The sequence below is a fragment of the Novosphingobium sp. NBM11 genome (genome assembly GCF_015390225.1).
Classification (GTDB): Bacteria; Pseudomonadota; Alphaproteobacteria; order Sphingomonadales; family Sphingomonadaceae; genus Novosphingobium.
Genome location: NZ_VUOG01000001.1, coordinates 2,421,709 through 2,445,464, shown reverse-complemented (window position 1 = coordinate 2,445,464; position 23,756 = coordinate 2,421,709). Strand labels below are relative to the sequence as shown.

At 68.3% G+C, this 23,756-nt stretch carries 21 protein-coding genes; 15 read left to right on the top strand and 6 right to left on the bottom strand.

Annotated elements, in window-relative coordinates; all coding sequences use genetic code 11:
• Positions 1-26: 26 nt before the first annotated feature.
• The 3 genes from F1640_RS11725 to miaB are packed head-to-tail and all read left to right on the top strand — an operon-like array spanning position 27 to position 2,590.
• Complete coding sequence (locus tag F1640_RS11725; protein WP_124809710.1) at positions 27-449, top strand: Fur family transcriptional regulator; 423 nt, start codon at positions 27-29, stop codon at positions 447-449.
• Positions 433-1,215 carry a 1-acyl-sn-glycerol-3-phosphate acyltransferase gene (locus F1640_RS11720; protein WP_307545061.1) on the top strand — a complete coding sequence of 261 codons (783 nt, stop codon included), beginning with the start codon at positions 433-435 and terminating at the stop codon, positions 1,213-1,215. The genes F1640_RS11725 and F1640_RS11720 overlap by 17 nt, the downstream gene beginning before the upstream one ends.
• 52 nt (positions 1,216-1,267) lie before the next feature.
• Positions 1,268-2,590 carry a tRNA (N6-isopentenyl adenosine(37)-C2)-methylthiotransferase MiaB gene (gene miaB / locus F1640_RS11715; RefSeq protein WP_194919316.1) on the top strand — a complete coding sequence of 441 codons (1,323 nt, stop codon included), beginning with the start codon at positions 1,268-1,270 and terminating at the stop codon, positions 2,588-2,590.
• A gap of 126 nt (positions 2,591-2,716) precedes the next feature.
• Here the strand turns inward: miaB and F1640_RS11710 are convergent, their stop codons facing one another.
• Positions 2,717-3,208, bottom strand: a complete 492-nt coding sequence (locus F1640_RS11710; RefSeq protein ID WP_124809707.1) for an RcnB family protein — start codon at positions 3,206-3,208, stop codon at positions 2,717-2,719.
• Between the two features lie 270 nt (positions 3,209-3,478).
• Between F1640_RS11710 and F1640_RS11705 the strand changes: the two genes are divergently transcribed.
• The 4 genes from F1640_RS11705 (at position 3,479) to F1640_RS11690 (ending at position 7,025) form a co-directional block, all read left to right on the top strand.
• Positions 3,479-4,516, top strand: coding sequence for a PhoH family protein (locus F1640_RS11705; RefSeq protein WP_194919314.1), 1,038 nt, complete (start codon positions 3,479-3,481; stop codon positions 4,514-4,516).
• Positions 4,513-5,007: an rRNA maturation RNase YbeY gene (gene ybeY / locus F1640_RS11700; RefSeq protein ID WP_194919313.1), complete on the top strand. Its 495-nt coding sequence runs from the start codon at positions 4,513-4,515 to the stop codon at positions 5,005-5,007. Before F1640_RS11705 ends, ybeY begins: the two co-directional genes overlap by 4 nt.
• A gap of 36 nt (positions 5,008-5,043) precedes the next feature.
• Positions 5,044-5,985 (top strand): hemolysin family protein, encoded by a 942-nt coding sequence (locus F1640_RS11695; RefSeq protein WP_124809704.1) that lies wholly within the window; start codon positions 5,044-5,046, stop codon positions 5,983-5,985.
• A 158-nt stretch (positions 5,986-6,143) separates the two neighbouring features.
• Positions 6,144-7,025: a LysR substrate-binding domain-containing protein gene (locus F1640_RS11690; RefSeq protein ID WP_124809703.1), complete on the top strand. Its 882-nt coding sequence runs from the start codon at positions 6,144-6,146 to the stop codon at positions 7,023-7,025.
• 143 nt (positions 7,026-7,168) lie between these two features.
• Here F1640_RS11690 and F1640_RS11685 read toward each other — a convergent pair whose 3' ends face one another.
• Complete coding sequence (locus F1640_RS11685; protein WP_194919311.1) at positions 7,169-7,861, bottom strand: Fe2+-dependent dioxygenase; 693 nt, start codon at positions 7,859-7,861, stop codon at positions 7,169-7,171.
• Positions 7,862-7,954: 93 nt separating this feature from the next.
• On the opposite strand from F1640_RS11685, the gene F1640_RS11680 reads away from it, so the two are divergent.
• The gene (locus F1640_RS11680; protein WP_194919309.1) at positions 7,955-8,701 is read left to right on the top strand and encodes a hypothetical protein; all 747 of its coding nucleotides are present in this window, start codon (positions 7,955-7,957) and stop codon (positions 8,699-8,701) included.
• Positions 8,702-9,093: 392 nt separating this feature from the next.
• Here the strand turns inward: F1640_RS11680 and F1640_RS11675 are convergent, their stop codons facing one another.
• Entirely contained in the window at positions 9,094-9,453 is a 360-nt protein-coding gene (locus tag F1640_RS11675) for a GlsB/YeaQ/YmgE family stress response membrane protein (RefSeq protein WP_223806653.1), read from the bottom strand.
• Between the two features lie 442 nt (positions 9,454-9,895).
• Between F1640_RS11675 and F1640_RS11670 the strand changes: the two genes are divergently transcribed.
• From F1640_RS11670 to F1640_RS11660, 3 genes are all read left to right on the top strand, one after another.
• Positions 9,896-11,911: a ribonucleoside-diphosphate reductase subunit alpha gene (locus F1640_RS11670; RefSeq protein ID WP_124809700.1), complete on the top strand. Its 2,016-nt coding sequence runs from the start codon at positions 9,896-9,898 to the stop codon at positions 11,909-11,911.
• Between the two features lie 206 nt (positions 11,912-12,117).
• A complete protein-coding gene (locus tag F1640_RS11665) occupies positions 12,118-12,588 on the top strand; it encodes a PepSY domain-containing protein (protein WP_194921403.1) in 471 nt (156 codons plus the stop codon).
• Positions 12,589-12,700: 112 nt separating this feature from the next.
• The gene (locus tag F1640_RS11660) at positions 12,701-13,756 is read left to right on the top strand and encodes a ribonucleotide-diphosphate reductase subunit beta (protein WP_124809698.1); all 1,056 of its coding nucleotides are present in this window, start codon (positions 12,701-12,703) and stop codon (positions 13,754-13,756) included.
• Positions 13,757-13,794: 38 nt separating this feature from the next.
• On the opposite strand, the gene F1640_RS11655 is transcribed toward F1640_RS11660, so the two are convergent.
• Together F1640_RS11655 and F1640_RS11650 are read right to left on the bottom strand one after the other, a co-directional pair.
• Entirely contained in the window at positions 13,795-14,175 is a 381-nt protein-coding gene (locus F1640_RS11655; protein WP_309229248.1) for a DUF559 domain-containing protein, read from the bottom strand.
• 551 nt (positions 14,176-14,726) lie between these two features.
• A complete protein-coding gene (locus F1640_RS11650) occupies positions 14,727-18,752 on the bottom strand; it encodes a non-ribosomal peptide synthetase (RefSeq protein WP_194919307.1) in 4,026 nt (1,341 codons plus the stop codon).
• 267 nt (positions 18,753-19,019) lie between these two features.
• Between F1640_RS11650 and F1640_RS11645 the strand changes: the two genes are divergently transcribed.
• From F1640_RS11645 to F1640_RS11635, 3 genes are read left to right on the top strand one after another with little or no spacing between them, the layout of a single operon-like run.
• Positions 19,020-19,367 carry a hypothetical protein gene (locus tag F1640_RS11645; RefSeq protein WP_233497457.1) on the top strand — a complete coding sequence of 116 codons (348 nt, stop codon included), beginning with the start codon at positions 19,020-19,022 and terminating at the stop codon, positions 19,365-19,367.
• A gap of 43 nt (positions 19,368-19,410) precedes the next feature.
• Positions 19,411-20,307 carry a pirin family protein gene (locus tag F1640_RS11640; RefSeq protein ID WP_194919306.1) on the top strand — a complete coding sequence of 299 codons (897 nt, stop codon included), beginning with the start codon at positions 19,411-19,413 and terminating at the stop codon, positions 20,305-20,307.
• 28 nt (positions 20,308-20,335) lie between these two features.
• A complete protein-coding gene (locus F1640_RS11635; RefSeq protein ID WP_194919304.1) occupies positions 20,336-20,719 on the top strand; it encodes an OsmC family protein in 384 nt (127 codons plus the stop codon).
• A gap of 153 nt (positions 20,720-20,872) precedes the next feature.
• Here F1640_RS11635 and F1640_RS11630 read toward each other — a convergent pair whose 3' ends face one another.
• A complete protein-coding gene (locus F1640_RS11630) occupies positions 20,873-22,531 on the bottom strand; it encodes an alkaline phosphatase (RefSeq protein ID WP_194919302.1) in 1,659 nt (552 codons plus the stop codon).
• 143 nt (positions 22,532-22,674) lie between these two features.
• Between F1640_RS11630 and F1640_RS11625 the strand changes: the two genes are divergently transcribed.
• Entirely contained in the window at positions 22,675-23,670 is a 996-nt protein-coding gene (locus tag F1640_RS11625; protein WP_194921399.1) for a bile acid:sodium symporter family protein, read from the top strand.
• Positions 23,671-23,756: the final 86 nt, after the last annotated feature.

Here is a 23,756-nt window from a genome sequence, read left to right as displayed (position 1 = left end):
CAATTGCATTCTTATCCGGGTAACACGTGCACCAACCGATCGACATCGAAGCTCTCTGCGCGGAACGGGGCCTGCGCATCACCGACCAGCGGCGCGTGATCGCGCGCGTCCTGTCGGAAAGCGAGGATCACCCCGACGTCGAGAAACTGCACGAACGCGCCGCCGCCATCGATTCCCGCATCTCGATCGCCACGGTCTATCGCACCGTGCGGCTGTTCGAGGAGGCCGGCATTCTCGACCGGCACGATTTCGGCGACGGCCGCGCGCGCTACGAGGCCACGCCCGAAGCGCACCACGATCACCTGATCGACGTGGAGACCGGCAAGGTCATCGAATTCGTCGATCCCGAACTCGAAGCGCTCCAGCGGCAGATCGCCGAAAAGCTGGGCTATCGCCTGGTCGATCACCGCATGGAGCTTTACGGCGTGCGGCTTGAACGCGACGCTTGAACTGCCGCACCCGGCGGGCATTCCGCTGGGCGGCCGTCTGCGCATCCTCGCGCGCCTGCTCGCCATGGTGGCGCTGCTGCTCGCCTGCGTGCCGCTCTACTATGCCTGGCGCATCGCGCGGCGGCGCGACAATCCCTGGCCGCGCCGGTTCCTGGGCGGAATCGCGCGGATCGCCGGGGTGCGGCGGCGGCTGGCGGGAACGCCGGCGCGGCGCGGCGCGTTCCTCGTCGCCAACCACGTCAGCTGGCTCGACATTCCGGTGCTGTCGGGCGCCACCGGCACCGCCTTCGTCGCGCACAGCGGGCTGGCCGGGCACGGGCTGCTCAAGTGGCTGTGCGAGATGAACGATACGGTCTTCGTCGCCCGGCATGACCGCACCAGCGTGCAGGCGCAGGTCGCGCACGTGCGCGCGGCGCTGAGCGATACCGGCGCGCTGGCGATCTTTCCCGAAGGCACCACCAGCGACGGCACCGGGATGCTGCCGTTCAAGTCCTCGCTGCTCTCCGCGATCGATCCGGTGCCGCCGGGCATCGTGGTCCAGCCGGTGTGGATCGATTACGGCCCCGAAGCCGCCGCGATCGCCTGGGTGGGCGACGAACATGGCGTCGACAATTTCCTGAAGATCCTTGCGCGGCGGCGGCCGATCCCGGTCACGCTGCATTTCCTGCCGGTGCTGACCGAAGCCGAAACCGCCTCGCGCAAGACCATCGCGGCGCAGGCACGCGCGCGCATCGCCACAGCCATCGCCGCGGCCATGGCCCGCTGAATAGACGCGGCACGGTTTCCAAAAGCCCGAAATTCCCGTATCGGCCGGCGCCATGGCTTCCCTCACCTCCCCCCGGACCTTCCACGTCAAGAGCTTCGGCTGCCAGATGAACGTCTATGACGGCGAACGCATGGCCGAACTGCTCGCGGCGCAGGGCATGACGCCCGCCGACGCGCGCGACGATGCCGATCTCGTCGTGCTCAACACCTGCCACATCCGCGAAAAGGCCACGGAAAAGGTCTATTCGGACATCGGCCGCCTGCGGCGCGAGGACGGTTCCTCGCCGCTGATCGCGGTGGCCGGCTGCGTCGCCCAGGCGGAGGGCGAGGAGATCATGGCGCGCGCGCCCTCGGTCCGGGTCGTGGTCGGCCCGCAAGCCTACCACCGCCTGCCCGAGATGGTCGCCGAAGCCGCCGCGGGCAAGCGCGCCACCGAAACCGACATGCCGGCCGAAGCCAAGTTCGCCGCGCTGCCGCGCCGCCGCCGCTCCGGCCCCAGCGCGTTCCTGACCGTGCAGGAAGGCTGCGACAAGTTCTGCACCTATTGCGTGGTGCCCTATACGCGCGGCGCGGAAATCAGCCGGCCCTTCGCCGATCTGGTCGAGGAAGCGAAGCTGCTGGTCGAAGGCGGCGCGCGCGAAATCACGCTGCTGGGCCAGAACGTCAACGCCTGGGCGGGCGAGGACGCGAAGGGCCGCGCCACGGGGCTGGCGGGCCTTGCCGCCGAACTCGCCGCGATCCCCGATCTGGCGCGCATCCGCTACACCACCAGCCACCCGGCCGACATGGACGAGGCGCTGATCGCGGCGCACGGCACCAACGCCAAGCTGATGCCGTTCCTGCACCTGCCCGTGCAATCGGGCAACGATCGCGTGCTGAAGGCGATGAATCGCAGCCACACCGCCGAAAGCTACCTGCGCTTGCTCGAACGCGTGCGCGCGGCGCGGCCGGACATCGCGCTGTCGGGCGATTTCATCGTCGGTTTCCCCGGCGAAACCGACGCCGAGTTCGAAGACACGCTGCGCATCGTCGATGCCGTCGGCTATGCCCAGGCGTTCAGCTTCAAGTATTCCCCCCGCCCCGGCACGCCCGCCGCGACGATGGAGGATCATGTGCCGGCCGAGGTAATGGACGAGAGGCTCCAGCGCCTCCAGGCCGCGCTCAACCGCGATCAACTCGCGTTCAACCGGGCCAGCGTCGGCCGGCGCTGCACGGTGCTGGTCGAACGCCGGGGCAAGCATCCGGGGCAATGGCTGGGCAAGTCGCCCTGGCTCCAGTCGGTCCACTTCACCGGCGATGCCGCGATCGGCGATCTGGTGGAGGTCGATCTGGTGGAGGCGGGGCCGAACTCGCTGGCGGGGCAGCCGGCAGGGTAAAAGGGGAGCGCCAAACCCATACCCGTTCGTCCTTCGACAGGCTCAGGACGAACGGGGTTGCGTAGGCGCCAATGGCCTTCCGGGGGCCGCCCTCTAAAGGACAACCCCCGGAAACCACTGTTTTTCTTACAGGAAGAAGCTGCCGATCACCTGTAACGTTACACCGCTGCGCGTGTCGATCAGCACCACGTCGTTACCGTAACGCACCCAGCGCTGGTAGCCGTAGCGCGGCGGGGTCAGGCGATAGGCCCAGGGGTCGTTGATCCAGTAGCGCTGCGCGTAATAGGGCGCGGCGAAGCGGTAGCCGGGACGGACCGGGCGATAGGCATAGCCGCGCGGACCGTAGTACCCGCCCCGGCGATAGACGTCGCCATGGGCGCGGCGATAATCGCGCCAGTCCTCGCGGTATTCGCGGCGGTCTTCGCGATATTCGCGGCGATCCTCGCGCGCCTCGCGGTGATCGCCCCGGCGCATGTCGTGGCGGATCTCGGCGCGGTCGCGCTGCATTTCGCGGCGATCGTGATGCAGTTCGCGCGCGCTCTGCGCGCTGGCGGCGGTGGGGGCCACGGCGGAAGCCAGGGCGCTGGCGGCCAGCGCGGCCATCATGATCTTGCGCATCGTTCGTCTCCTTCAACGGATGGTCCGGCCGGGATTTCCGCGAAGGACCGGGCCGGACATCTGCACCGCTTATTGTCCGATTCGGGTGAACCGGTGCGGAACCCTGCTGTCAGCAACGCGAAAGGAATCCCTTTGTTTCAGCACCCTGCGACGAGCGCCCGGTTTTCCCCGACAAAAGCCGTGTGATAGCGCCCCGTCCCGCTTGCGCCGCGCCCCGGGCGATCTATCTTGAATCCACGGCCGCAGACGCGGCCCGCATGAAAGGAGCGCATGGCCCGCAAACTGCATCGTGCCCATGATGAGGCGCAGCATCGCCCCGAAGCCAGCCGGCCCGACCACAACAGGCGCGCCCGGGTGGAAGTCGAATTCGACGAACAGACCGTGCTTGGCGCCCTGTTCGGCCAGTTCGACACCAATCTCGTCCAGATCGAAAACCGGCTCGGCGTCTATATTTCGGCGCGCGGCAACCGCGTGCTGATCGAAGGGCCGGAAGATGCGGTGGCCCGCGCACGCGATGTGCTGAAGGCGATGCACCAGCGCCTGCTCACCGGGCAGGACATGGACGCCGGCGCGGTCGAGGCGCTGATCGCGATGAGCAACGAGCCGACGCTGGACGGGATCATCACCGGCACGCCCGGCGCGCCGCCGCCGATCCTGATCCGCACCCGCAAGAAAACCATCGCGCCGCGCTCGGTCACCCAGATCGAATACATGAAGGCGCTGGTGCGCGACGACGTGATCTTCGCGCTCGGCCCGGCGGGCACCGGCAAGACCTACCTTGCCGTGGCGCAGGCGGTGGCGCAGCTCATTTCGGGCAGCGTCCAGCGGCTGATCCTGTCGCGCCCGGCGGTCGAGGCGGGCGAACGGCTGGGCTTCCTGCCCGGCGACATGAAGGAGAAGGTCGATCCCTATCTCCGCCCGCTCTACGACGCGCTCTATGACTGCATGCCGCCCGAACAGGTCGAACGCCGCATGGCCTCGGGCGAGATCGAGATCGCGCCGATCGCCTTCATGCGCGGCCGCACGCTGGCCGATGCCTTTGTCATCCTGGACGAGGCGCAGAATACTACGCCGGCGCAGATGAAGATGTTCCTCACCCGCTTCGGCCAGAACAGCCGCATGGTGATCTGCGGCGATCCGAAGCAGGTCGACCTGCCCGGCGGCACCAGCGCAAGCGGGCTGGCGGACGCGGTGCAGCGGCTCGAAGGCGTGGACGGCATCGGCGTGGTCCGCTTCAGCAGCGCCGACGTGGTCCGCCACCCGATCGTGGGCCGCATCGTCGAGGCCTACGAAGGAAAGGACGCGTGAGCGCCCCCACGCTCGAAATCGATATCGATCCGGTCTGGGGGCAGGAAACCGACTGGGAAGCGCTGGCCAACCGCGCGGCCGAGGCCGCGGCGCGCGCCGCGCCGGAGCTCGCGCGCGACAACCTGATCGTCAGCCTGGTCCTGGCGGACGACGACGAGGTCCATGCGCTCAACAAGCAATGGCGCGCCAAGGACAAGCCCACCAACGTCCTGTCGTTCCCGATGCTCGCCCGCGCCGAAGTGCTGGCGGCCAGCGCCGACGCGCCCGAAATGCTGGGCGATCTGATCCTGGCGCATGGCGTGTGCCGACGCGAAGCGGCGGAAAAGGGCGTGCCGGTGGAGCACCACGCCACCCACCTCGTCATCCACGGCCTGCTCCATCTGGCGGGCCACGATCACGAGCTGGGCGAGGGCGAGGCGGAGGAAATGGAGAATCTGGAACGGAAGGCGCTTGCCATGCTGGGTATCGCGGACCCATATGCGGACCGCTGACAGCGAACGGTTCGCGTAACAGGGGAGTGCAGACCAGTGCCCGAGGGCAACGGGTCCGGCGGCGACAGTCGCTCGGGCGAAGGGGACAGTAACGGCGCGCTGTGGCGCGCGATCAGGGCTTTCTTCAAGGGGCCGGACCAGGACCAGTCGCTGCGTGCGCAGATCGAGGAAGCGATCGAGGAGCACGAGGGCGAACATGGCTCGCCCGGCGGTTCGGACGGGGATCTGGTGGCGCTCGAACGCCAGATGCTGAAGAACCTGCTCCATTTCAGCGAACACGATGCCGATGACGTCGCCATTCCGCGCGGCCAGATCATCGCCGTGCCCGCCTCTGCCACGTTCGAGGAGCTGGTCGGCGCCTTCGCCGAACACGGCCACAGCCGCCTGCCGGTCTATGGCGATTCGCTCGACGAAATCGTGGGCATGGTCCACGTGAAGGACGTGTTCGGCATCGTCGCCGGCATCGCCCTTTCCGGCAAGCCCGCGCCCAAGGACTGGGCCGGCCTGATGCGCCAGCCGCTGTTCGTGCCCCAGGCGCGCGGCGCGCTCGACGTGCTGGCCGACATGCGCGCCAGCCGCACGCACCTGGCCGTGGTGATCGACGAATATTCCGGCACCGACGGCATCATCACGATCGAGGATCTGGTCGAGGAAATCGTCGGCGAGATCGAGGACGAGCATGACGATGCGCCGGAGGAACTGCTCAAGCGGCTCGATCCCGATACCTGGGACGCCGATGCTCGCGCGGAACTGGATGACGTAGCGGAAATCGTCGATCCCCGGCTTGCCGAAGTGGAAGAAGACGTCGATACGCTGGGCGGCCTCGCGGTCGTCCTCGCCGGGGAAGTCCCGCCCGTCGGGCGCGTGCTGGAACACGGCAGCGGCTGGCGGATCGAGGTGACCGGCGGAGACGAGCGCCGCCTCACGCGCCTGCGGCTCCACGCGCCGCGCACGCAAGAGGACGGGGAAGAGGACTAGGTCGGATCGGGTCCGGCACGGGCCGGCACCTGTCCGGAAGGGAATACGCCACCCGGCGGATTGCTCCGCTCTGACGGGAATGGCACTGTGGGAGGATGCGGATCGCGTCCGGCCCGCACGGAATGCAACGCAACTGAAGTCCGGGAACGAAGATACCGATGATCCGCCGCCTGCCTCCGCTGCGTTCGCTCGAAGCGTTCATTCGCGTCGTGCGCGCCGGCTCGGCCAAGACCGCCGCCGCCGAACTGGCGCTCAGCCCGTCGGCCCTCTCGCGCCGGCTGGGCGCGCTGGAGGATTTCGTCGGCAAGGCGCTGTTCGAACGCAAGCACCAGATGCTCAAGCTGACCGAAGAAGGCCAGCATCTCTACGACGCGGTCGCCCCGCTGATGGACGAGATGACCGACCGCATCGACCGGCTGGTCGATACCGGCAAGGTCATGCGCCTGCGGCTGGGCGTGCTACCCCTGTTCGGCAGCCAGCGCCTGTTCCCGCGCCTGGGCGAATTGCGCAAGCTGCACCCGCAGCTGCATATCGACATCGACAGCTCGCACGCCGCCGAAACCAAGCTGGGCGATACCATCGACGCGGCGATCGTGCTGAGCGAAGGACCGGACGGCACGCTCCATTCGGTGCGGCTCGATCACAACCGCGTCCACGCCATCACCTCGAAGGAACTGGCGGCGGAGCTGGGCGAACGGCCCGACATCGCCAAGCTTTCGAAGCAGACCTTCCTGGTCCACAACGATCTGCCCGCCAGCTTCGAGGCGTGGAAGCGCGCGCTCCATCTCGAACGGCTGGAGCCGGCGGCGGTGGATCACTTCGATTCGGGCCAGCTGATCCTCGAAGCCGCTGCGCAGGGCCTTGGCATCGCGATCATGCACGACGACCACTACAACCGGTCGCACGATCCGCGCCTCGCGCAGCTCTACAACATCGAGGTGGACAGCCCCTACAGCTACTGGTTCGTCTGCCGCCCCCGCGCGCTGCAATCGCGGCCCGTGCGGCTGTTCCACGACTGGCTGATCAAGGCGGGGCTGTAGAGGCGCTCCACGGGCGCCGAATAACATCCCCTTGCACCGTCATTGCGAGCGTAGCGAAGCAATCCAGGGCGGCACGCGAGGCTCTGGATTGCTTCGCTACGCTCGCAATGACGAGGGGCGGGTCAACCTGACGTCATCCCGCCCTACCCCGCCCAGCGGCGCACCAGGTTGTGATAGACCCTGGTCAGCCGCAGCGCCTGCGGATCGCCGCCACCCCCGCCCCCACTCCCGCCCTGGCGCGCGTTGAGCGCCTGGATGGTCTGGTCGAGATCGAACAGCACCTCGCGCGCGGCGCCATCGCGCACCAGCGATTCCACCCAGAAGAAGGCGCAGAGGCGCTCGCCGCGCGTCACTTCGTTCACCCGATGCAGGCTGGTCGCGGGGTAGAGCACCATGTCGCCGGCGGCGAGCTTGTAGGCCATGCGGCCGAAATCGCCGGCGATGGCCAGCTCGCCGCCGTCGTAGTCCTCGGACAGGAACAGCGTCGCCGAAAGGTCGGTGCGCAGCCGCGCGCCAGTGGCGGGATCGATCCGCAGCGCGTTGTCGACATGGTCGCCATACTGCTCGCCGGGGCCATAGCGGTTGAACAGCGGCGGGTAGATCGCCTTGGGCAAGGCCGCCGACAGGAACAGCGCGGAGGCCGACAGCGCCTGCTGCACGCGCTGGCGCGCGGTTCGGGCCGCCTCGCCGTCCTCGGGCAACTGGCGGTTGCGTTTGACCCGCGCCGCCGCCGGGCCGCTGGTCATGCTGCCGTCCACCCAGTCGGCCGCGGCGATCGTCCGGCCCAGCGCCAGCGCCTCGTCACGGGGCAGAACGTGGGGGATGATCGTCAGCATCGCGTGTCCTTCGGCATCGCCATGGATGGCGAACCAGCTTAGAGGCCAGCATAGAGGAACCAAGCGCCCGAGTTCCAGCAGGAGATTGCCGCGATGGCCGATGCCGATTTCACCGATCCCCGTCCCTGGCCGCAGGAAGGGCGCGAACGGATGATCTATCCCTCGCCGGTGGGCTGGAAAGGCACCGACTTCGTCGACAACGAGGCCGAACTGCTCAAGCGGCTCAACCCGAAGACGGTGTTCATGATGGGCGACAACCCCGCGCTGCCGCGGATGCCCGAACGCCCGCGCCTGCTCGATTTCTTCCGCTGCCGCTTCGGCGACATCACCGTGCGGCACCTGCTGGTCAGCGCCAAGCGCGCGCTGGACGACGGGCAGGACGAAAAGGTCGTGATCGCCTGCCTGCTGCACGACATTTCCAACGGCTGCCTGATCCGCGCCGATCACGGATACTGGAGCGCGCAGCTCGTCGCGCCCTATGTCAGCGAGGAAGTGGCCTTTGCCGTGAAGTACCACCAGGCGCTGCGCTACGTGTCGGACGAAAGCGTGGGCTATACCTACCCCGAAAGCTACGATCGCTTCTTCGGCCCGGATTACGCGATGCCCGAATACCTCCAGCGCGATGCCGATTACGCGCGCGACCACAAATGGTACGGCACCGCGCGGCAGGTCACGCTTTACGACACCTATTTCTTCGACGATTTCCCGCCGGTCGATCCCGACGAACTGACCGACGTGATCGGCCGCCATTTCCGCGAGCCGGAGGAAGGCCTCGGCTTCGACGCCAGCCCCACCGCGCACATGTGGCGCACGATGATCTGGCCCAACAACTTTCTCTAGCGGAATCAGGCGCGCGCGGCGGGACAGTCCGGAACGGGCCGTTCCCCGCTTTGCGCAAGCGCGGACAGCGGCAATAGTGCCCCGACGGAACCGGCGAGAACGGTCTCCGGGCGCGGATTGCACGCGGACCGCCCCGGGGCTTCGCCCGATACCCGAAGGCCCGTCCCGCGCCCCCGCGGCGCCTCACGTCGACGACCGGGCCGTCCAGGCCACGGTGCCTCCCCCCCGAGCGCCGTGGCCTCTTTTTTGGCGTTTATGTTTTTTGCAAACTCACCATCGTCATTGCGAGCGTAGGGCAAGAGTTTGCAAGCGACATAACCGTCTTTTTTTGGCAGTCGCGCTCCCCTCCCGCTTGCGGGAGGGGTTGGGGGTGGGGGTGGGCTGACTCCGCCCTACCAGTGCCGCCCCAGCCAGATCAGCAGCAGCGCGCCCAGCACCGAGGCGAGGCAGCCGGCGCGATTCACCCCTTCGCCGAACGTGCTGCCCGAACGCCAGCTGGCGAACACCCCGGCCACGATCGATCCGCCGATTCCCAGCAGCACCGTCTTCACGAACCCCAGGTCCACCGGGCCGGGATAGAGGATTTCCGCCAGCAGCCCCACGAAGAAGCCGGTGATCACGATCGAGATCAGGTTGAACACGCTTTTCGCCTCCGCCTTCCACAGCTTTTTTCCTGCTTCGCGGGGTGTGCCCGATCCGGCGCGATTGTCCACAGGATGGTGGTTCGGAGCGAAAATTTTTGGACCCGTCACGATTTGGTCTTGAAGTGCCGTTTTCCCCGCGCGTCGCTGCACTGCACAATGACTTTCGCTGCGACGAAGCGAATCGGGATTACGACGAACCGAATCGTCAACTGATGGTTTACCCTCTTGTGTCTGAATCCCGTTGAGGCACTATGGATAGTGGTCGGACCGTGTGGGGGCCTCTAGACCTTGTTGAGAACGGAAGCGCGCCCTTGGGCGCGTGGCGGCTGCCGGCTTCGTGCCGGCGCCCGCTTCCGTGCCTGCGCAAGGGGCGCGAGACCCGATTTCATGACCCGCGCGGGCCATCTTGTGGTAGGATCGGGGTCTTGCTCCCGATTCGAACGGAAGCGGAACATTCGGACCGGCCGGAACAGGCCGGCGGGTGTCCGGCCAGCAGATTTGGACGACCGGCCGGGTTTCGGTCGGGCGGTGGTGAAACCGGGGGTTAGACGTGGATTTCAGGACTGGGGACGGCTCCGTGGCGGCGCAGGACGAATTGGGCCTTGATGGCGCGACTCTCGAAGGCGCGTCGCCGGCAGAAGGCAGAACGGCGATGAGTTTGAATACGCAGGATTCCGGGACCGAGGCGCTGGTCGCCGCCGTGGCGGCGGCCGCGGCCGCCAGCGTTCCCGCGCCCGAGAAGGAAAACTCGCGCACCGTCCGCGCCCGCCGCTTCGGCATCGTCACCGATGAATCGCGCGATGCGCTGCTCACCGCGTTCGGCAAGGACACGCTCGACGACCGCTACCTGCTGCCCGGCGAAAAGTACCAGGACCTGTTCGCCCGCGTGGCCGATGCCTATGCCGATGACGAGGCGCACGCCCAGCGGCTCTACGACTACATCTCGAAGCTGTGGTTCATGCCCGCCACGCCGGTCCTCTCGAACGGCGGCACCGGGCGCGGGTTGCCGATCTCGTGCTATCTCAATTCGGTGGACGACAGCCTGGAAGGCATCGTCGCCACCTGGAACGAGAACGTCTGGCTCGCCAGCCGGGGCGGTGGCATCGGCACTTACTGGGGCCAGGTGCGCGGCATCGGCGAAAGCGTGGGCCTGAACGGCAAGACCAGCGGCATCATTCCGTTCGTGCGGGTGATGGACAGCCTCACGCTCGCGATCTCGCAAGGCTCGCTGCGGCGCGGTTCGGCCGCCGCCTATCTCGACGTCTCGCACCCGGAAATCGAGGAGTTCCTCGAAATCCGCAAGACCAGCGGCGATTTCAACCGCAAGGCGCTGAACCTGCACCACGGCGTGCTGCTGACCGACGATTTCATGGAAGCCGTGCGCGATGGCGCCGAATTCCCGCTGCGCAGCCCCAAGGACGGTTCGGTGCGCGGCAAGGTGGACGCGCGCAGCCTGTTCCAGAAGCTGGTCGAAGTGCGCCTCGCCACGGGCGAGCCCTATCTGGTGTTCTCCGACACCGTGAACCGCATGATGCCCAAGCATCACCGCGATCTCGGCCTCAAGGTCTCGACCTCGAACCTCTGCTCGGAAATCACCCTGCCAACCGGCCGCGATCACCTCGGCAACGATCGCACCGCCGTCTGCTGCCTGTCCTCGCTCAACCTCGAGACCTGGGACCAGTGGCACGGCGACAAGCACTTCGTCGAAGACGTGCTGCGCTTCCTCGACAATGTGCTGCAGGACTATATCGATCGCGCCCCCACCGAAATGGCCCGCGCCAAGTATTCGGCGATGCGCGAACGCTCGGTCGGCATGGGCGTGATGGGCTTCCACTCGTTCCTGCAGCAGAAGGGCATCGCCTTCGAATCCGCGATGGCCAAGGCGTGGAACCTCAAGATGTTCCGCCACATCGCCGCCAAGGCGGACGAGGCCAGCCTGCTACTGGCGCAGGAACGCGGCCCCTGCCCCGATGCGGCGGACATGGGCGTGATGCAGCGCTTCTCGTGCAAGATGGCGATCGCGCCGACCGCGTCGATCTCGATCATCTGCGGCGGCACCTCCGCCTGCATCGAGCCGATCCCGGCCAATATCTACACGCACAAGACGCTGTCCGGCTCGTTCGTGGTTGAAAACCCCTATCTCAAGGCGCTGCTCCAGCAGAAGAGCAAGGATTCCGCCAACGTGTGGAATTCGATCCTCGAGAACGGCGGATCGGTCCAGCACCTCGATTTCCTCAGCCCCGAGGAAAAGGCGGTGTACAAGACCAGCTTCGAGATCGACCAGCGCTGGCTGCTCGAATTCGCGGCGGACCGCACCCCGTTCATCGATCAGGCGCAGTCGCTCAACCTCTATATCCCGGCGGACGTCGACAAGTGGGACCTGATGATGCTCCACTTCCAGGCGTGGGAGAAGGGCATCAAGTCGCTCTACTACCTGCGCTCGAAGTCGGTGCAGCGCGCCGGGTTCGCCGGCGGGGTGGAGGCGGACAACACCGCCGAAGCGCCGAAGATCGAACTCAGCGCCGGCGACCAGACCGACTACGAGGAATGCCTCGCCTGCCAGTAAAGGCCTGCCAATAGGGGCCTGCCGGTAACGGACTTTCCCCAGCCGGCACCCCGCATTTCAGGAAACCGCCGCCATGGGCACCGGACCTGCCATCGCCACGCTTCCCGCCCCCCGGGGCGCGGCGGGGCGCATGGGTCCGGCCGTACCGGGCGGCCCCGTTTCTCCTCCCGCCAGCACCGGATCGATGACCGCCCCATCCTCCTTACATTCCGCGACATTTTGCGGCTTGCCCGCAAGCGCGGCGGCGTGTCTGGAGGCCCCGGATCGTTTGCATTCGGGAGTATCGGGCAATGCGCAAGTGGCACCGCTGGACCACGGTGTTCTTCGGGATTTTCATGCTGTGGATGGCGGTGACGGGCATCGCCAGCCACGTCACCGCGCTGTGGCCGGCGGGCGAAGCGCCGCCAGCCTCCGCGCAAATGGCCGCGCCCGCCGGCTTCCACTGCCCCGAAACCATGACGTGCAAGCCCAAGGCGCCCAAGGGCGGGATGCGCGCCTGGGTGGGCATGTTCCATCACCTGCATTCGGGCGAGACGTTCGGGCCGCTCGGCACCGCGATCTCGCTGCTGACCGGCTGCGCGCTGCTGTTCTTCAGTATCTCGGGCCTGTGGATGTACCTCCAGATGTGGCGCAACCGGAAGCAGCGCGGCCTCAAGCCCGGCTGGTTCTGGCAGTAACGCTTCGGGCGGGGGATAACCGCCCTTCCTACCCGGCGCGCGCGGCAGCCTCGCTTTCGCGCGCGCTTCATCATGCCTATCTCTCGCAGACTCACTGACAGGACTCACGCCCATGCCGCTTCTTGAAGCCCGCAAGACCTACAAGCCCTTCGAGTATCCGTGGGCCTACGAATACTGGAAGCGCCAGCAGCAGGTCCACTGGCTGCCGGAAGAAGTGCCGCTGGGCGAGGACTGCCGCGATTGGGCGCAGAAGATCAGCGATCACGAGCGCAACCTGCTCACGCAGATCTTCCGCTTCTTCACCCAGGCCGACGTGGAAGTGCAGGATTGCTACCACGAAAAGTACGGCCGCGTGTTCAAGCCCACCGAGGTCAAGATGATGCTGGCCGCGTTCTCCAACATGGAGACGATCCACATCGCCGCCTATTCGCACCTGCTCGACACCATCGGCATGCCCGAGACCGAATACGGCATGTTCCTCGAATACGAGGAAATGAAGGCCAAGCACGATTACCTCTCGACCTTCGGCGTGGAGACGGACGAGGACATCGCGCGCACGCTCGCCATGTTCGGCGGTTTCACCGAAGGGCTGCAGCTGTTCGCCAGCTTCGCCATGCTGATGAACTTCCCGCGCTTCAACAAGATGAAGGGCATGGGCCAGATCGTGAGCTGGTCGGTGCGCGACGAAAGCCTGCACTGCGAAGGCATCACCCGCCTGTTCCACGCCTTCGTCGCCGAACGCGGCTGCCTGACCAAGGCGGTGAAGGAAGACATCATCGATTGCTGCCAGAAGACGGTGCGGCTGGAAGACGCCTTCATCGACCTGGCCTTCGAACAAGGCCCGGTACCGGGCATGAGCGCCAAGGAAATCAAGAAGTACATCCGCTATATCGCGGACTGGCGGCTGGGCCAGCTCGGCTTCCAGCCGATCTACATGATCGACGATCACCCGCTGCCCTGGCTCGCCCCGCTGCTCAACGGCGTGGAGCACGCCAACTTCTTCGAAGCGCGCGCCACCGAATATTCCAAGGCCGCCACGCGCGGCAACTGGAACGATGTCTGGTCCAGCTTCGACGCCCGCCGCAAGGCCAAGTCGGCCGCCAACGCCGACGTGAGCCTGGAAAGCGAGGAAGACATGTTCAAGGCCGCGGGAATCGCGGCGGAGTAAGCAGCGCAAGGACATCCCCCTCCCGCTTGCGGGAGGGGTCAGGGGTGGGTCTGCTCCCTCCCCTCCATCACCGCGCTGCGAATGGCCGTAACCACGCCGTCGACATTCCCCAGCACGTCGGCATTGGTAAAGCGCAGCACGCGATAGCCATTCGCCGCGAACCAGCGGTCCCGCGCGGCGTCTTGCTCCAGCCGCGCCTCGTGGCTGAAGCCGTCGAGTTCCACCACCAGCCGCATCTCCCGGCACAGGAAATCGGCGAAGAACGGCCCGACCGGCATTTGCCGGCTGAACTTCGCGCCCGTCTGCGCCCGCGAAAGGTAGCGCCAGAGCAGCCGTTCGGCGGGGGAAGCCGCATGGCGCAGTTCACGCGCCCTTGGAGTATCGCGCGGCTGGAAGGCCATCGCTGGAAAATGACCCACCCCCAACCCCTCCCGCAAGCGGGAGGGGAGAAGAAGATACGACCGATTTGGCATTTATCCTCCCCTCCCGCCTGCAGGAGGGGCCGGGGGTGGGCCTGCCCGCCCTCCCCTTGACAAAATGAACCAAATAGGTTAAACGCCCTCCCCACGGATCGGGAGCAGGGCTTGGCCGGCCTTGCCCGCGCTCCTTCGGGCCTGGCGCCACGCGCGTTCCGGCCCGGCGCGGCCGGTGTGGGGCGCGGGTTCAAGGCGGGGCGTTTGCCAAGTCCCTGGCCCAGGCACACCAGCACCGGACGGGAAGCGTGGATGTGGCGCGGTGGTTCAGCCGCTGCCGGCACGGGGCCGTACCTGCGAGCCGCCGCCCCTGCCGAAGCCCCTTCCCTCATGGCCGAGCCGGACCGGGCCTGCTGCCCCGCCGGCCGTTCGCGACCGCAGCCTTCGACACGCCCTTCCCGCGCACCTTCCGGGTGCCGCACCGGTCGCGCGTTTCCGTATCGTCCTTTCAGGCCAGGGTCCGGGTTCGCCGCCGGATGCGGGCGCTTATCGGCGGTTCAGGCCCGCTCGCGCCCCATCACCCGCGTCGGCACGCCCTGATAGCGCAGGCCCGGCAGCAGGCGTTCCTGCTTCATGATCACGCTGTGCCCGCCCACGCGCGCGCCATCGCCCACGTCCGCGCCATAGAGCGGCACCGTGCCCGCGCCGATCGTCGCGCCCTTGCCGATGAACACCTTGTCCACTTTCAGCACGCGGTCCTCGAAGGTGTGCGCCTGGAACATCGCGGTCACCGTCGCGCCATCGCCGATGTGGATCATGTCCGGGTCCACCACTTGCGCGAACTGCGGCCCCAGCACCGCGCGCTTGCCGATGGTGAGGCCCATCGCACGCAGGAAGCCGAGCAGCAGGAACGTGCCTTCCAGCCGCTGCAGGATCAGGTTGGCATACTTGGCCCAGGCGACATAGACATAGTCCCACCGGCTGCACCAGCACGACCACAGCGCGTGCTGGCCCGGCTTCACCCGCCCGATCAGCGTCCATTTCAGCACCCAGACCGCCGCCAGCAGCGCCACGACCGGCGCGAGCATGGCCCCCGGCAGCACCAGCAGCGCGAAGGCGGCATCGCCCGTCATGCCCCGGCCGCGCGCCACCATCGCGTACCACAGCGCGGAGAGCAGCAGCGGCAGCACCGGCAGGGCGAAGCGCGCCACTTCCCAGAACACGCGGTTCCAGTAGCGCACCGGCGAGGGATCGTGGGTGAGGCTGCGGTCCATGTCCACCACCTCGCGCCGGGGCAGGTCGAAGCAGGGGTGGCCAAAGCGCGATTGGCCGGCGGCGATAAGGTCGGGCCGCGCCACGGTGGCGATGCCGATCAGGATATCGTCGGGCAGGCGCGTGTTCGCCGGGATCACCGCGTGGTTGCCCAGGAACGTGTTGCGCCCCAGTTCCACCGTGCCGAGCGTGACCGTGCCCGCGCGCACGTCCGCGCCGCCGAGGTAGATGCCATCGGCGAAGAACGTCTCCGCGCCGATCTCCACCAGTTCGGGCACCACGTCGATGATCGTGCTGATCTCGCAGCTGGCGCCCACGCGCATTCCGGCCAGGCGCAGCCACCTGGACCAGAACACCGTGCCGCTCAGCCATTCGCCGGCGGCGTGGAGCATCCCGGTCTTGATCCACACCCGCACATAGGCCGGGCTGAACCGCCCGATCGTGCCCGGCCTCACGCGGCCCATCGCGCGCAGCATCAGCGCGCTCCACACCAGCGTCAGCGGCACCGCCGCCACGGTCAGGCCGATCAGCACCAGCCCGGTGCGCGAAAGCGGCGCGGGATGCGCCATCCACGCCCACATCGCGTCATAGGTCACGCCGGCCCGGCGCATCACCGCCAGCGACAGCAGTTCGGCGGGCAGCGCCGCGACCAGCGCCGCCAGCCCTTCCGCCGCCAGCAGCAGCGCGCTGTGCAGCGCGGGCGAAAGCGCCGTGCCTTGGGCCGGTGCCGGCGCTTGCGGCGCGGGGCCGACGCGGCTCGCCGGTACGCCGTCCCACAGCTCGCCCGGCGGGATCGTGCCCCCGGCGTTGAGGATCGACAGCGCCGTCAGCACGCTGCCCGCGCCCACGTGGCAATCGCCTTCCACGCCCGCGCGCACGCCCAGCGTGGCGCCTTCGCCGATCGTCACCGCGCCGAACACGATGTCGCCCCGGTCCAGTTCGGACAGGCCGATATGCGCGTCCTGCCCCAGCGCGGCGTTGTCGCCGATCGTCAGCAAGTCCCATCCGCCGCGCCGCAGGTCCACCCCGCGCGCGATGTGGACGTTGCGGCCGATCCGCGCGCCCAGCGCGCGCAGCGCCGCCTGTTGCACCACCGTGCCCTGGATCAGCGGCCAGGGAATCAGCCGCACCGCCTGGAACACCACCCAGTGGCGCAGGTAGAGCGTGCTCCACACCGGCGCGCGCACCGCGCGATAGCGGCCCACCGCCAGCCGCTTGACCAGCACCGCGAACAGGATCGCCGCCGGCACATAGAGCGCCAGCGCGCCCACCGCCGCCAGCGGGGCCAGCAGGACAAAGGCGGTCATGCTCATGTGGCCGAACAGGCGGGGGATGACCTGGAACGCCGCGAACCACGTCAGCCAGCCGCCCGCCGCCAGTTCGCCCAGCAGCCAGCCGGTCTGCACCGCCTGCGCCAGCCGTGGCCGCGCCACGCCTTCGCGCACCAGCGGCGCCTCGTCGGCCGCGTCCGCCGCCGGCATCGCCCGGTCGGCCAGCCGCGCCAGCGCGCGCACCGTCCGCGCCTCGTAGATGTCGGACACGGTGATCCAGTCGGTGCGCGGATCGTCGCGCAGCAGCGTTACCAGCAGCGCCGCGCTCAGCGAATCGCCGCCCAGTTCCTCGAAGAAATCGTCCTCCACCGAAACGCCGTCGCCGCGCTTGAGGATGTCGGCCATCCCGGCGGCGAGCAGGCGCTCCATCTCGCTGGCGGGTTCCGCCCGGCGCGCGGCGCCCGTGGTGGCGGCGGTGGCGGGCGCGGCGATGTCGATCAGGGGCAGCGCCGCACGGTTGAGCTTGCCGCCCACGGCCGTCGGCAGGTCATCGATCAGCGCGATCTCGCGCGGGACCATGTAGCGCGGCAGGGTGGCGAGCAGATCGCCGCGCAGCGCGTCGAGGTCGGGCGGCCGGCGCGGATCGTCGGCCACCACGAAGGCGACGAGTTCGGGCACGCCGCGATGGTCCTGCATCCGGCAGCCCGCCGCGCGCACGCCCGGCAGTTCGGCCAGGCGCGCCTCGATCTCGCCCAGTTCCACGCGGTATCCGCGCAGCTTGACCTGCGCGTCGATGCGCCCGTGGTAATAGAAGTTCCCGTCCGACTCGCGGTGCACCAGATCGCCGGTGCGGTAGATGCGGCCCAGCCGGGGATGATCGCAGAACTTCTCGGCGGTCAGGTCCGGCCGGTTGCGGTATCCGCGCGCCACGCCCGCGCCGCCCATGCACAGTTCACCGCGCATTCCCTCGGCCACTTCATCCAGCGCCTCATCCAGCACCCAGGCGTGCATTCCCGGCACCGGCGCGCCGATGGTGATCGGCTTGCCCGGCACGATATCGCCGCGCAGGCACGTCACCGCGCATTCGGTGGGGCCATAGCCGTTCACCAGCCGCCGGCCCTTCTGCCACAGGTCGGCGATGTCGCGCGGCAGCGCCTCGCCACCCACGTAGAGCAGCTTGAGGTCGGGCAGCGCGCGTTCGGGATCGGCGCAGCCGCTGGAACGCAGCAGCGTCGGCGGCGGGCAGAACACGGTGGCGCGCTCGTCGCGCAGCCAGCCGACGATGTCCGGCCCCAGCCGCGCCGCCGCATCGTCCATCACCAGCAACGTGGCGCCGGTGGCGAAGGCGAGCCAGGTTTCCTCCAGCGAGGAATCGTAGGCGGAAGACGATCCCTGCACCACGCGGTCCGCCGTGGTCAGGCCGAATTCGGCGATGTCGGACGCGACGAGGCTGGCGATGTTGCGATGCTCGATCATCACCCCCTTGGGGCGGCCGGTGGTGCCCGAGGTGTAGATCACATAGGCCAGCCGGTCGGCGGCGAAGCCCTCCGGCAGATCGCCCGCCGGGGGGTCGCGCGCCAGCAGCGCGTCCGCATTGAACAGGCGCGCGGGATCGGCCACCAGCGGCGCCAGCCGCGCCAGGCCCTCGGCGTCGGCCAGCACGGCCACAGGCTCCGCGTCCTCCAGGATTTCGCGCATCCGTTCCTCGGGGAACGACGGGTCCAGGCAGGTGAACGCCGCCCCGGCCTTCAGCACCGCCAGTTGCGCGACATAGAGCAGTGGCGAGGTGCGCGGCAGCAGCAGCGCGACGATCGCTTCCCCGGCGATCATCGGCGCAAGGTGTCGCGCCAGCCGTTCCGAAGCGTCCGCCAGTTCGGCATAGGTCATCGTCGCGCGCACGGCGCGGTCGCGGCCCGGCGGGATGTCCAGCGCCATCTGCCCCGGCACGCGCGCGACGGTATCCGCCAGAAAGGCGTGCAGCAGGCGGCCGGTCTCGTCCGCCGCGCCGCGCGCCAGAATTGCGCTGTCCTCGAAATTCATATGGTCCCCTGCTTCCGGCCCGAAGCGGCCCGCGGGGTGCCCCGCATGACGCGCTCCGCCGGAGCGGGGCGCCATGCCGATACAATCCGCGATTTTCCAGCAATAGATGCGGGCTATCGACTGCAAAGTGACCGTCAAATTAAGGTCCGGTAAGGAAGGCCCCGCACCACCTTTCGATAATCTCGAACACTTTGGCCCACATTATCCGGATCATTCCGACTCGGGCTTTGCGGCATAGTGACCACATCGCACGATGGAGACGACGCCATGCTCAAAGCCCTGCTCGACACCGCCACCCCGCGCCTCAGCCCGGCCGAATGGCAGGATGTGAAGGCCGCGCTCAACGCCGTGGCCGATTGCCCCTGCGGCCAGCCCCCGCTCGCCGGATCGCTGCGCGACCGCGTGGGCCGTGCAGTTGGCGCGATCACCGGTCACGTCGTCAAGCCGCGTCCGCGCGCCGCGGCCGACACCATTCCCGCCCACCTGCGCCCGGTGCGCGATTTCCTGTGCGAAAGCCACCGCACCCGCGCCCTGGCCCGCCAGCATATCCCGGCGCTCGCCGCGCAAGGCTATTCGCCAGCCCAGATCGAAGCCATGGCGCTGCTCGGCGCCTGATTTCCCCGCACACCGCTCCCTCCCCACACCAAGGAATCCCGCCATGACCACCCGCACTTCCACCGTCGACGGCGTCGATCTCGTCATCCTTCCGCCCGTCCGCGATCTGGGAGACGGCTTCCAGGTTCGCCGCGCGCTGCCTTCGGCGCACCGCCGCATGGTCGGGCCGTTCATCTTCTTCGACGAGATGGGGCCGGCCACGTTCGGCGCCGGCGAAGGGCTGGACGTGCGCCCGCACCCGCACATCGGCCTCGCCACGATCACCTACCTGCTCGAAGGCGAGATCCTGCACCGGGATTCGCTGGGCTCGGTCCAGCCGATCCGCCCCGGCGAGGTCAACTGGATGACCGCCGGCAGCGGCATCGTCCATTCCGAACGCACCGCTCAGGAGCAGCGCAGCCACGCCAACGCGCTGTTCGGCCTGCAGACCTGGGTGGCGCTGCCCACCCAGGCCGAGGAAGTCGATCCCGCCTTCGTCCACCACAAGGCCACGGAGATTCCGGTGATCGAGGACGCCGGCACGCGCCTGACGCTGATCGCCGGCACGTCGGACGGGCTGGTTTCGCCGGTGAAGACCTTCTCCGACATGGTCTATGCCGATATCGCCCTGACCGATGGCGCCCGCTATCAGGTGAAGGCCGAACACATCGAGCGCGCGATCTACGTGGTCGGCGGCGAAGTGGAAGTGATCGGCCAGACCGGCACTTTCGCCAAGGACGAACTGGTGGTGTTCAAGCCCGGTGCCGAAGTGATCCTGCGCGCCCGGGGGCAGACCCGCATCATGCTGCTGGGCGGCGAACCGCTGCCCGAAAAGCGCAACATCTTCTGGAACTTCGTCTCGTCCTCGGCCGAACGGATCGAGCAGGCCAAGGAAGACTGGAAGGCCGGCCGCTTCGCCCGCGTTCCCGGCGAAAGCGAATTCATCCCCCTGCCGGCCTGACCGCCCGCCCGTTTTCAGGAGAATCCCGATGGTTCACGGCACCGCCCATATCGGCAAGGACCGCTACCGCACCGAGATCGAGGTCGACGGCCACCGCATCGTGGCCGACGAACCGCCCGCGCTCGGCGGCGCCAACGCCGGCCCCGCACCCTATGACCTGATCCTGGCGGGGCTGGGCGCCTGCACCGCGATCACGCTGCGCATGTATGCCGATCGCAAACAGTGGCCACTCGAATCGCTCGACGTGGCGCTGCGCCTCACCGGCGGCAAGGACGACCGCCGGATCGAACGCGTCCTGACCATCGCCGGGCTGGACGCGGACCAGCAGGCGCGCCTGGCCGACGTGGCCGAACGCACCCCCGTCACGCTCACGCTGAAGGGCGGCATCGGGATCGACACGCGGCTGGCGTGAGCGGCCCGGCCCGGCTTTAGCTCTCCCGCCTTTCGTCATTGCGAGGGGCGAAGCCCCGCGGCAATCCAGAGCGGTATGCGGGCCAAAGCGGCACGCGGGGCACTGGATTGCTTCGCTTACGCTCGCAATGACGATGCGGATGCCGTCCGCCGCCTACCCTGCCGCCAGCTTGCGCCCTTTCGCCCCGGCCGCCACGGTGAAGCGCGCCAGCCGGCTTTCGGTATAGCGCGGCTCCAGCACGGTGGAGACGGCCAGGTAATCGGCCACGGCCTGCGCGGGCGTCAGCGTCAGCAGGACATAGCCCTTGGCGCGCTGGTCGCAGAACACCACTTCGGGGCTGGCTTCGCGCAGCATCTCGGCCAGCGGCACCGCCGGCATCTCGTCGCCGATCGAGGGGCTGGTGATCGACGAGGTGCCGAATTCCACGGCCACCGCGTTGCCGGCGTCGTCCGCCAGATTGGTGGCCCAGAAGGCGTGGCTGTCGCCCGCCAGCACCAGCGGTTCGCTGCCGGCGCGGCGGAAGCTGGCATAGAGCCGCTCGCGCGCCGCCGGATAGCCGTCCCACGCATCGAGGTTGAACGGCACCCCGGCGCGGTAGCCGGCCTGCGCGGCTTCCGCCCGCCGCCGCGCGCGGGGCGACATCGCCGCCAGCATCGCCGCCGCCTTCTCCGGCCCGAACTGCTTGTTCAGATCGGGGCCGTTGATCCGGCCCATGTTCACCTGGTTGCCGATCACCTGCCACGGCGTGCCCGCCTTGACCGACCCGGCCAGCTCGCGCTCCACCCAGGCGCGCTGCGGTTCGCCCAGCATCTCGCGGTCCGGGCGGTTGCGCTCGGCCAGCACGGCGGCGATGTCCTCGGCGGCCGGCACCCCGTCCTTATGTTCCGCCTGATGGCTGCGCGCCAGCAGCCGCGTTTCCACCATCAGCAGCGTAGCCAGATCGCCGAAGGCGAAGCTGCGGTTGATCGCTTCCCACGGCTGGCCCGGCCGGGGATCGCGGATCGGCAGCCATTCGAAATAGGCCTGCATCGCCGCCGCCTTGCGCTTGCCCCAGTCGCCCTCGGTGGCCGGCTGGTGGTTTTCCGCGCCGCCGATCCAGCTGTCGTTCGCGGTTTCGTGATCGTCCCACACGCAGATGAACGCGGCGCGGGCGTGGGCGGCCTGCAGCATCGGATCGCGCTTGTAGAAGGCGTGGCGCGCGCGGTAGTCGGCCAGCGTCACCACTTCGTGCGCCGGCTCCACGATCCGGCCGATTTTCCGCCCGATCGCCGCGCCATAGCCGTCCGCGCCGTATTCGTAGATGTAATCGCCCAGGTGGATCACCGCGTCGAGCCGGTCGCGCCGGGCCAGCGCGTCATAGGCGTTGAAGAACCCGCCGGGATAGAGTTGGCAAGTCACCACCGCGAAGACCACGTCCGCCGTCGCGCCGCGGGGCAGTGTGCGGAAGCGACCGGTGGGCGAGCGGGTGCCATCGGCCAGTTCGAACCAGTACCAGTAATCGGTGCCCGCCTGCAGCGTGGCCGGCTCCACCTTGACCGTGAAATCGCGCGCCCCTCGCGCGTCGGCCGCGCCGCTTTCCACCGGCGTGCCGCCCTCGCTCGCCGCCACGTGCCAGCGCACCGGGATGGACGCTCCGGTGCCGGCATCGTCCGGGGTGACGCGCGTCCACAGGATCGCGCCTGAGGTCGTGGGATCGCCGCTGGCCACACCGTGCAGGAACGCCGCTTTCGGCGCGGCGGCTTCGGCGGCGAACGCGGGCAGAATCGCGCCGGACCCAAACATGCCCAGCGCGGAACGACGGTTGATTTTCATGCCTTGTCTCCAGTCCCGATTCGCATGCTACGCCGGAATGCCGCGCTAGGCGCGAAGTTTGAAACGGGCGTGACAGCAAGCAGGCACGGACTGGCCGCCGGTTGGGACTGGACAGGGACCGCGCCCGCGCGCATCTGACCGCCATGATCCGCAAGCTCGCCGCCCTTGTCGAACCGTTCATCCTCGCGCTTCTTGGCACCGTGCTTCTCGCCAGCGTGCTGCCGGCGCGGGGGCAGTGGGCCACGGTCGCGGAAAAGGCGGCCGATGCCGGCATCGTGCTGCTGTTCTTCCTCCACGGGGCCAAGCTCTCGCGCGAGGCGATCTGGGACGGGATGCGCAACTGGAAGCTGCACCTCGCCACGCTGGGGGTAACGTTCGCGCTGTTTCCCGCGCTGGGGCTGGCCTTCGGCAAGCTGCCCTTCGTGCCGCCCGCCTTTGCCACGGGCCTGCTGTTCCTGACGCTGCTGCCCTCCACGGTGCAGTCCTCGATCGCCTTCACCGCGATCGCGCGCGGCAACGTGGCGGCGGCGGTCTGCGCCGCCTCGTTCTCGAACTTCGTGGGCATCTTCGCCACCCCGGCGCTGGTCGCGCTGCTGATGGGGGGAACCACCGGTGGCATTTCGTGGCAGTCGGTCGAAACGATCCTGTTGCAACTGCTGCTGCCCTTCGTGGTCGGGCATCTGCTGCGCCCGTGGGTCGGCGCCTTCGTTGCCCGGCACAAGGCGCTGGTGGGCCGGGTCGATCGCGGCTCCATCCTGCTGGTGGTCTATTCGGCGTTCGGCGCGGCGGTGGTCGAAGGGCTGTGGCAGCGCGTCTCGCCGGAAAGCCTCGTGGTGCTGTCGATACTGTGCGTCGTGCTGCTGGGGATCGCGCTGCTGCTCACCACGCTGCTCGGCCGCGCGATGAAGCTCTCACGCGCGGATGCGGCGGTGCTGCTGTTCTGCGGCTCCAAGAAGAGCCTCGCCAGCGGCGTGCCGATGGCTGGCGTGCTGTTCGCGCCGGCGCAAGTCGGCATCGTGCTGCTGCCGGTGATGCTGTTCCACCAGTTCCAGCTGATCGCCTGCGCCATGATCGCCCCGCGCCTCGCCGCCGCGGCGGAGAAGGACGCGGGCCAAGCGGGCAGCCGGACTTCCGTTTAGCCCGCTTTCGTCATTGCGAGCGCAGCGAAGCAATCCAGTGCCCCGCTAGCCGCTCTGGATTGCTTCGGGGCGGTGCCCCTCGCAAT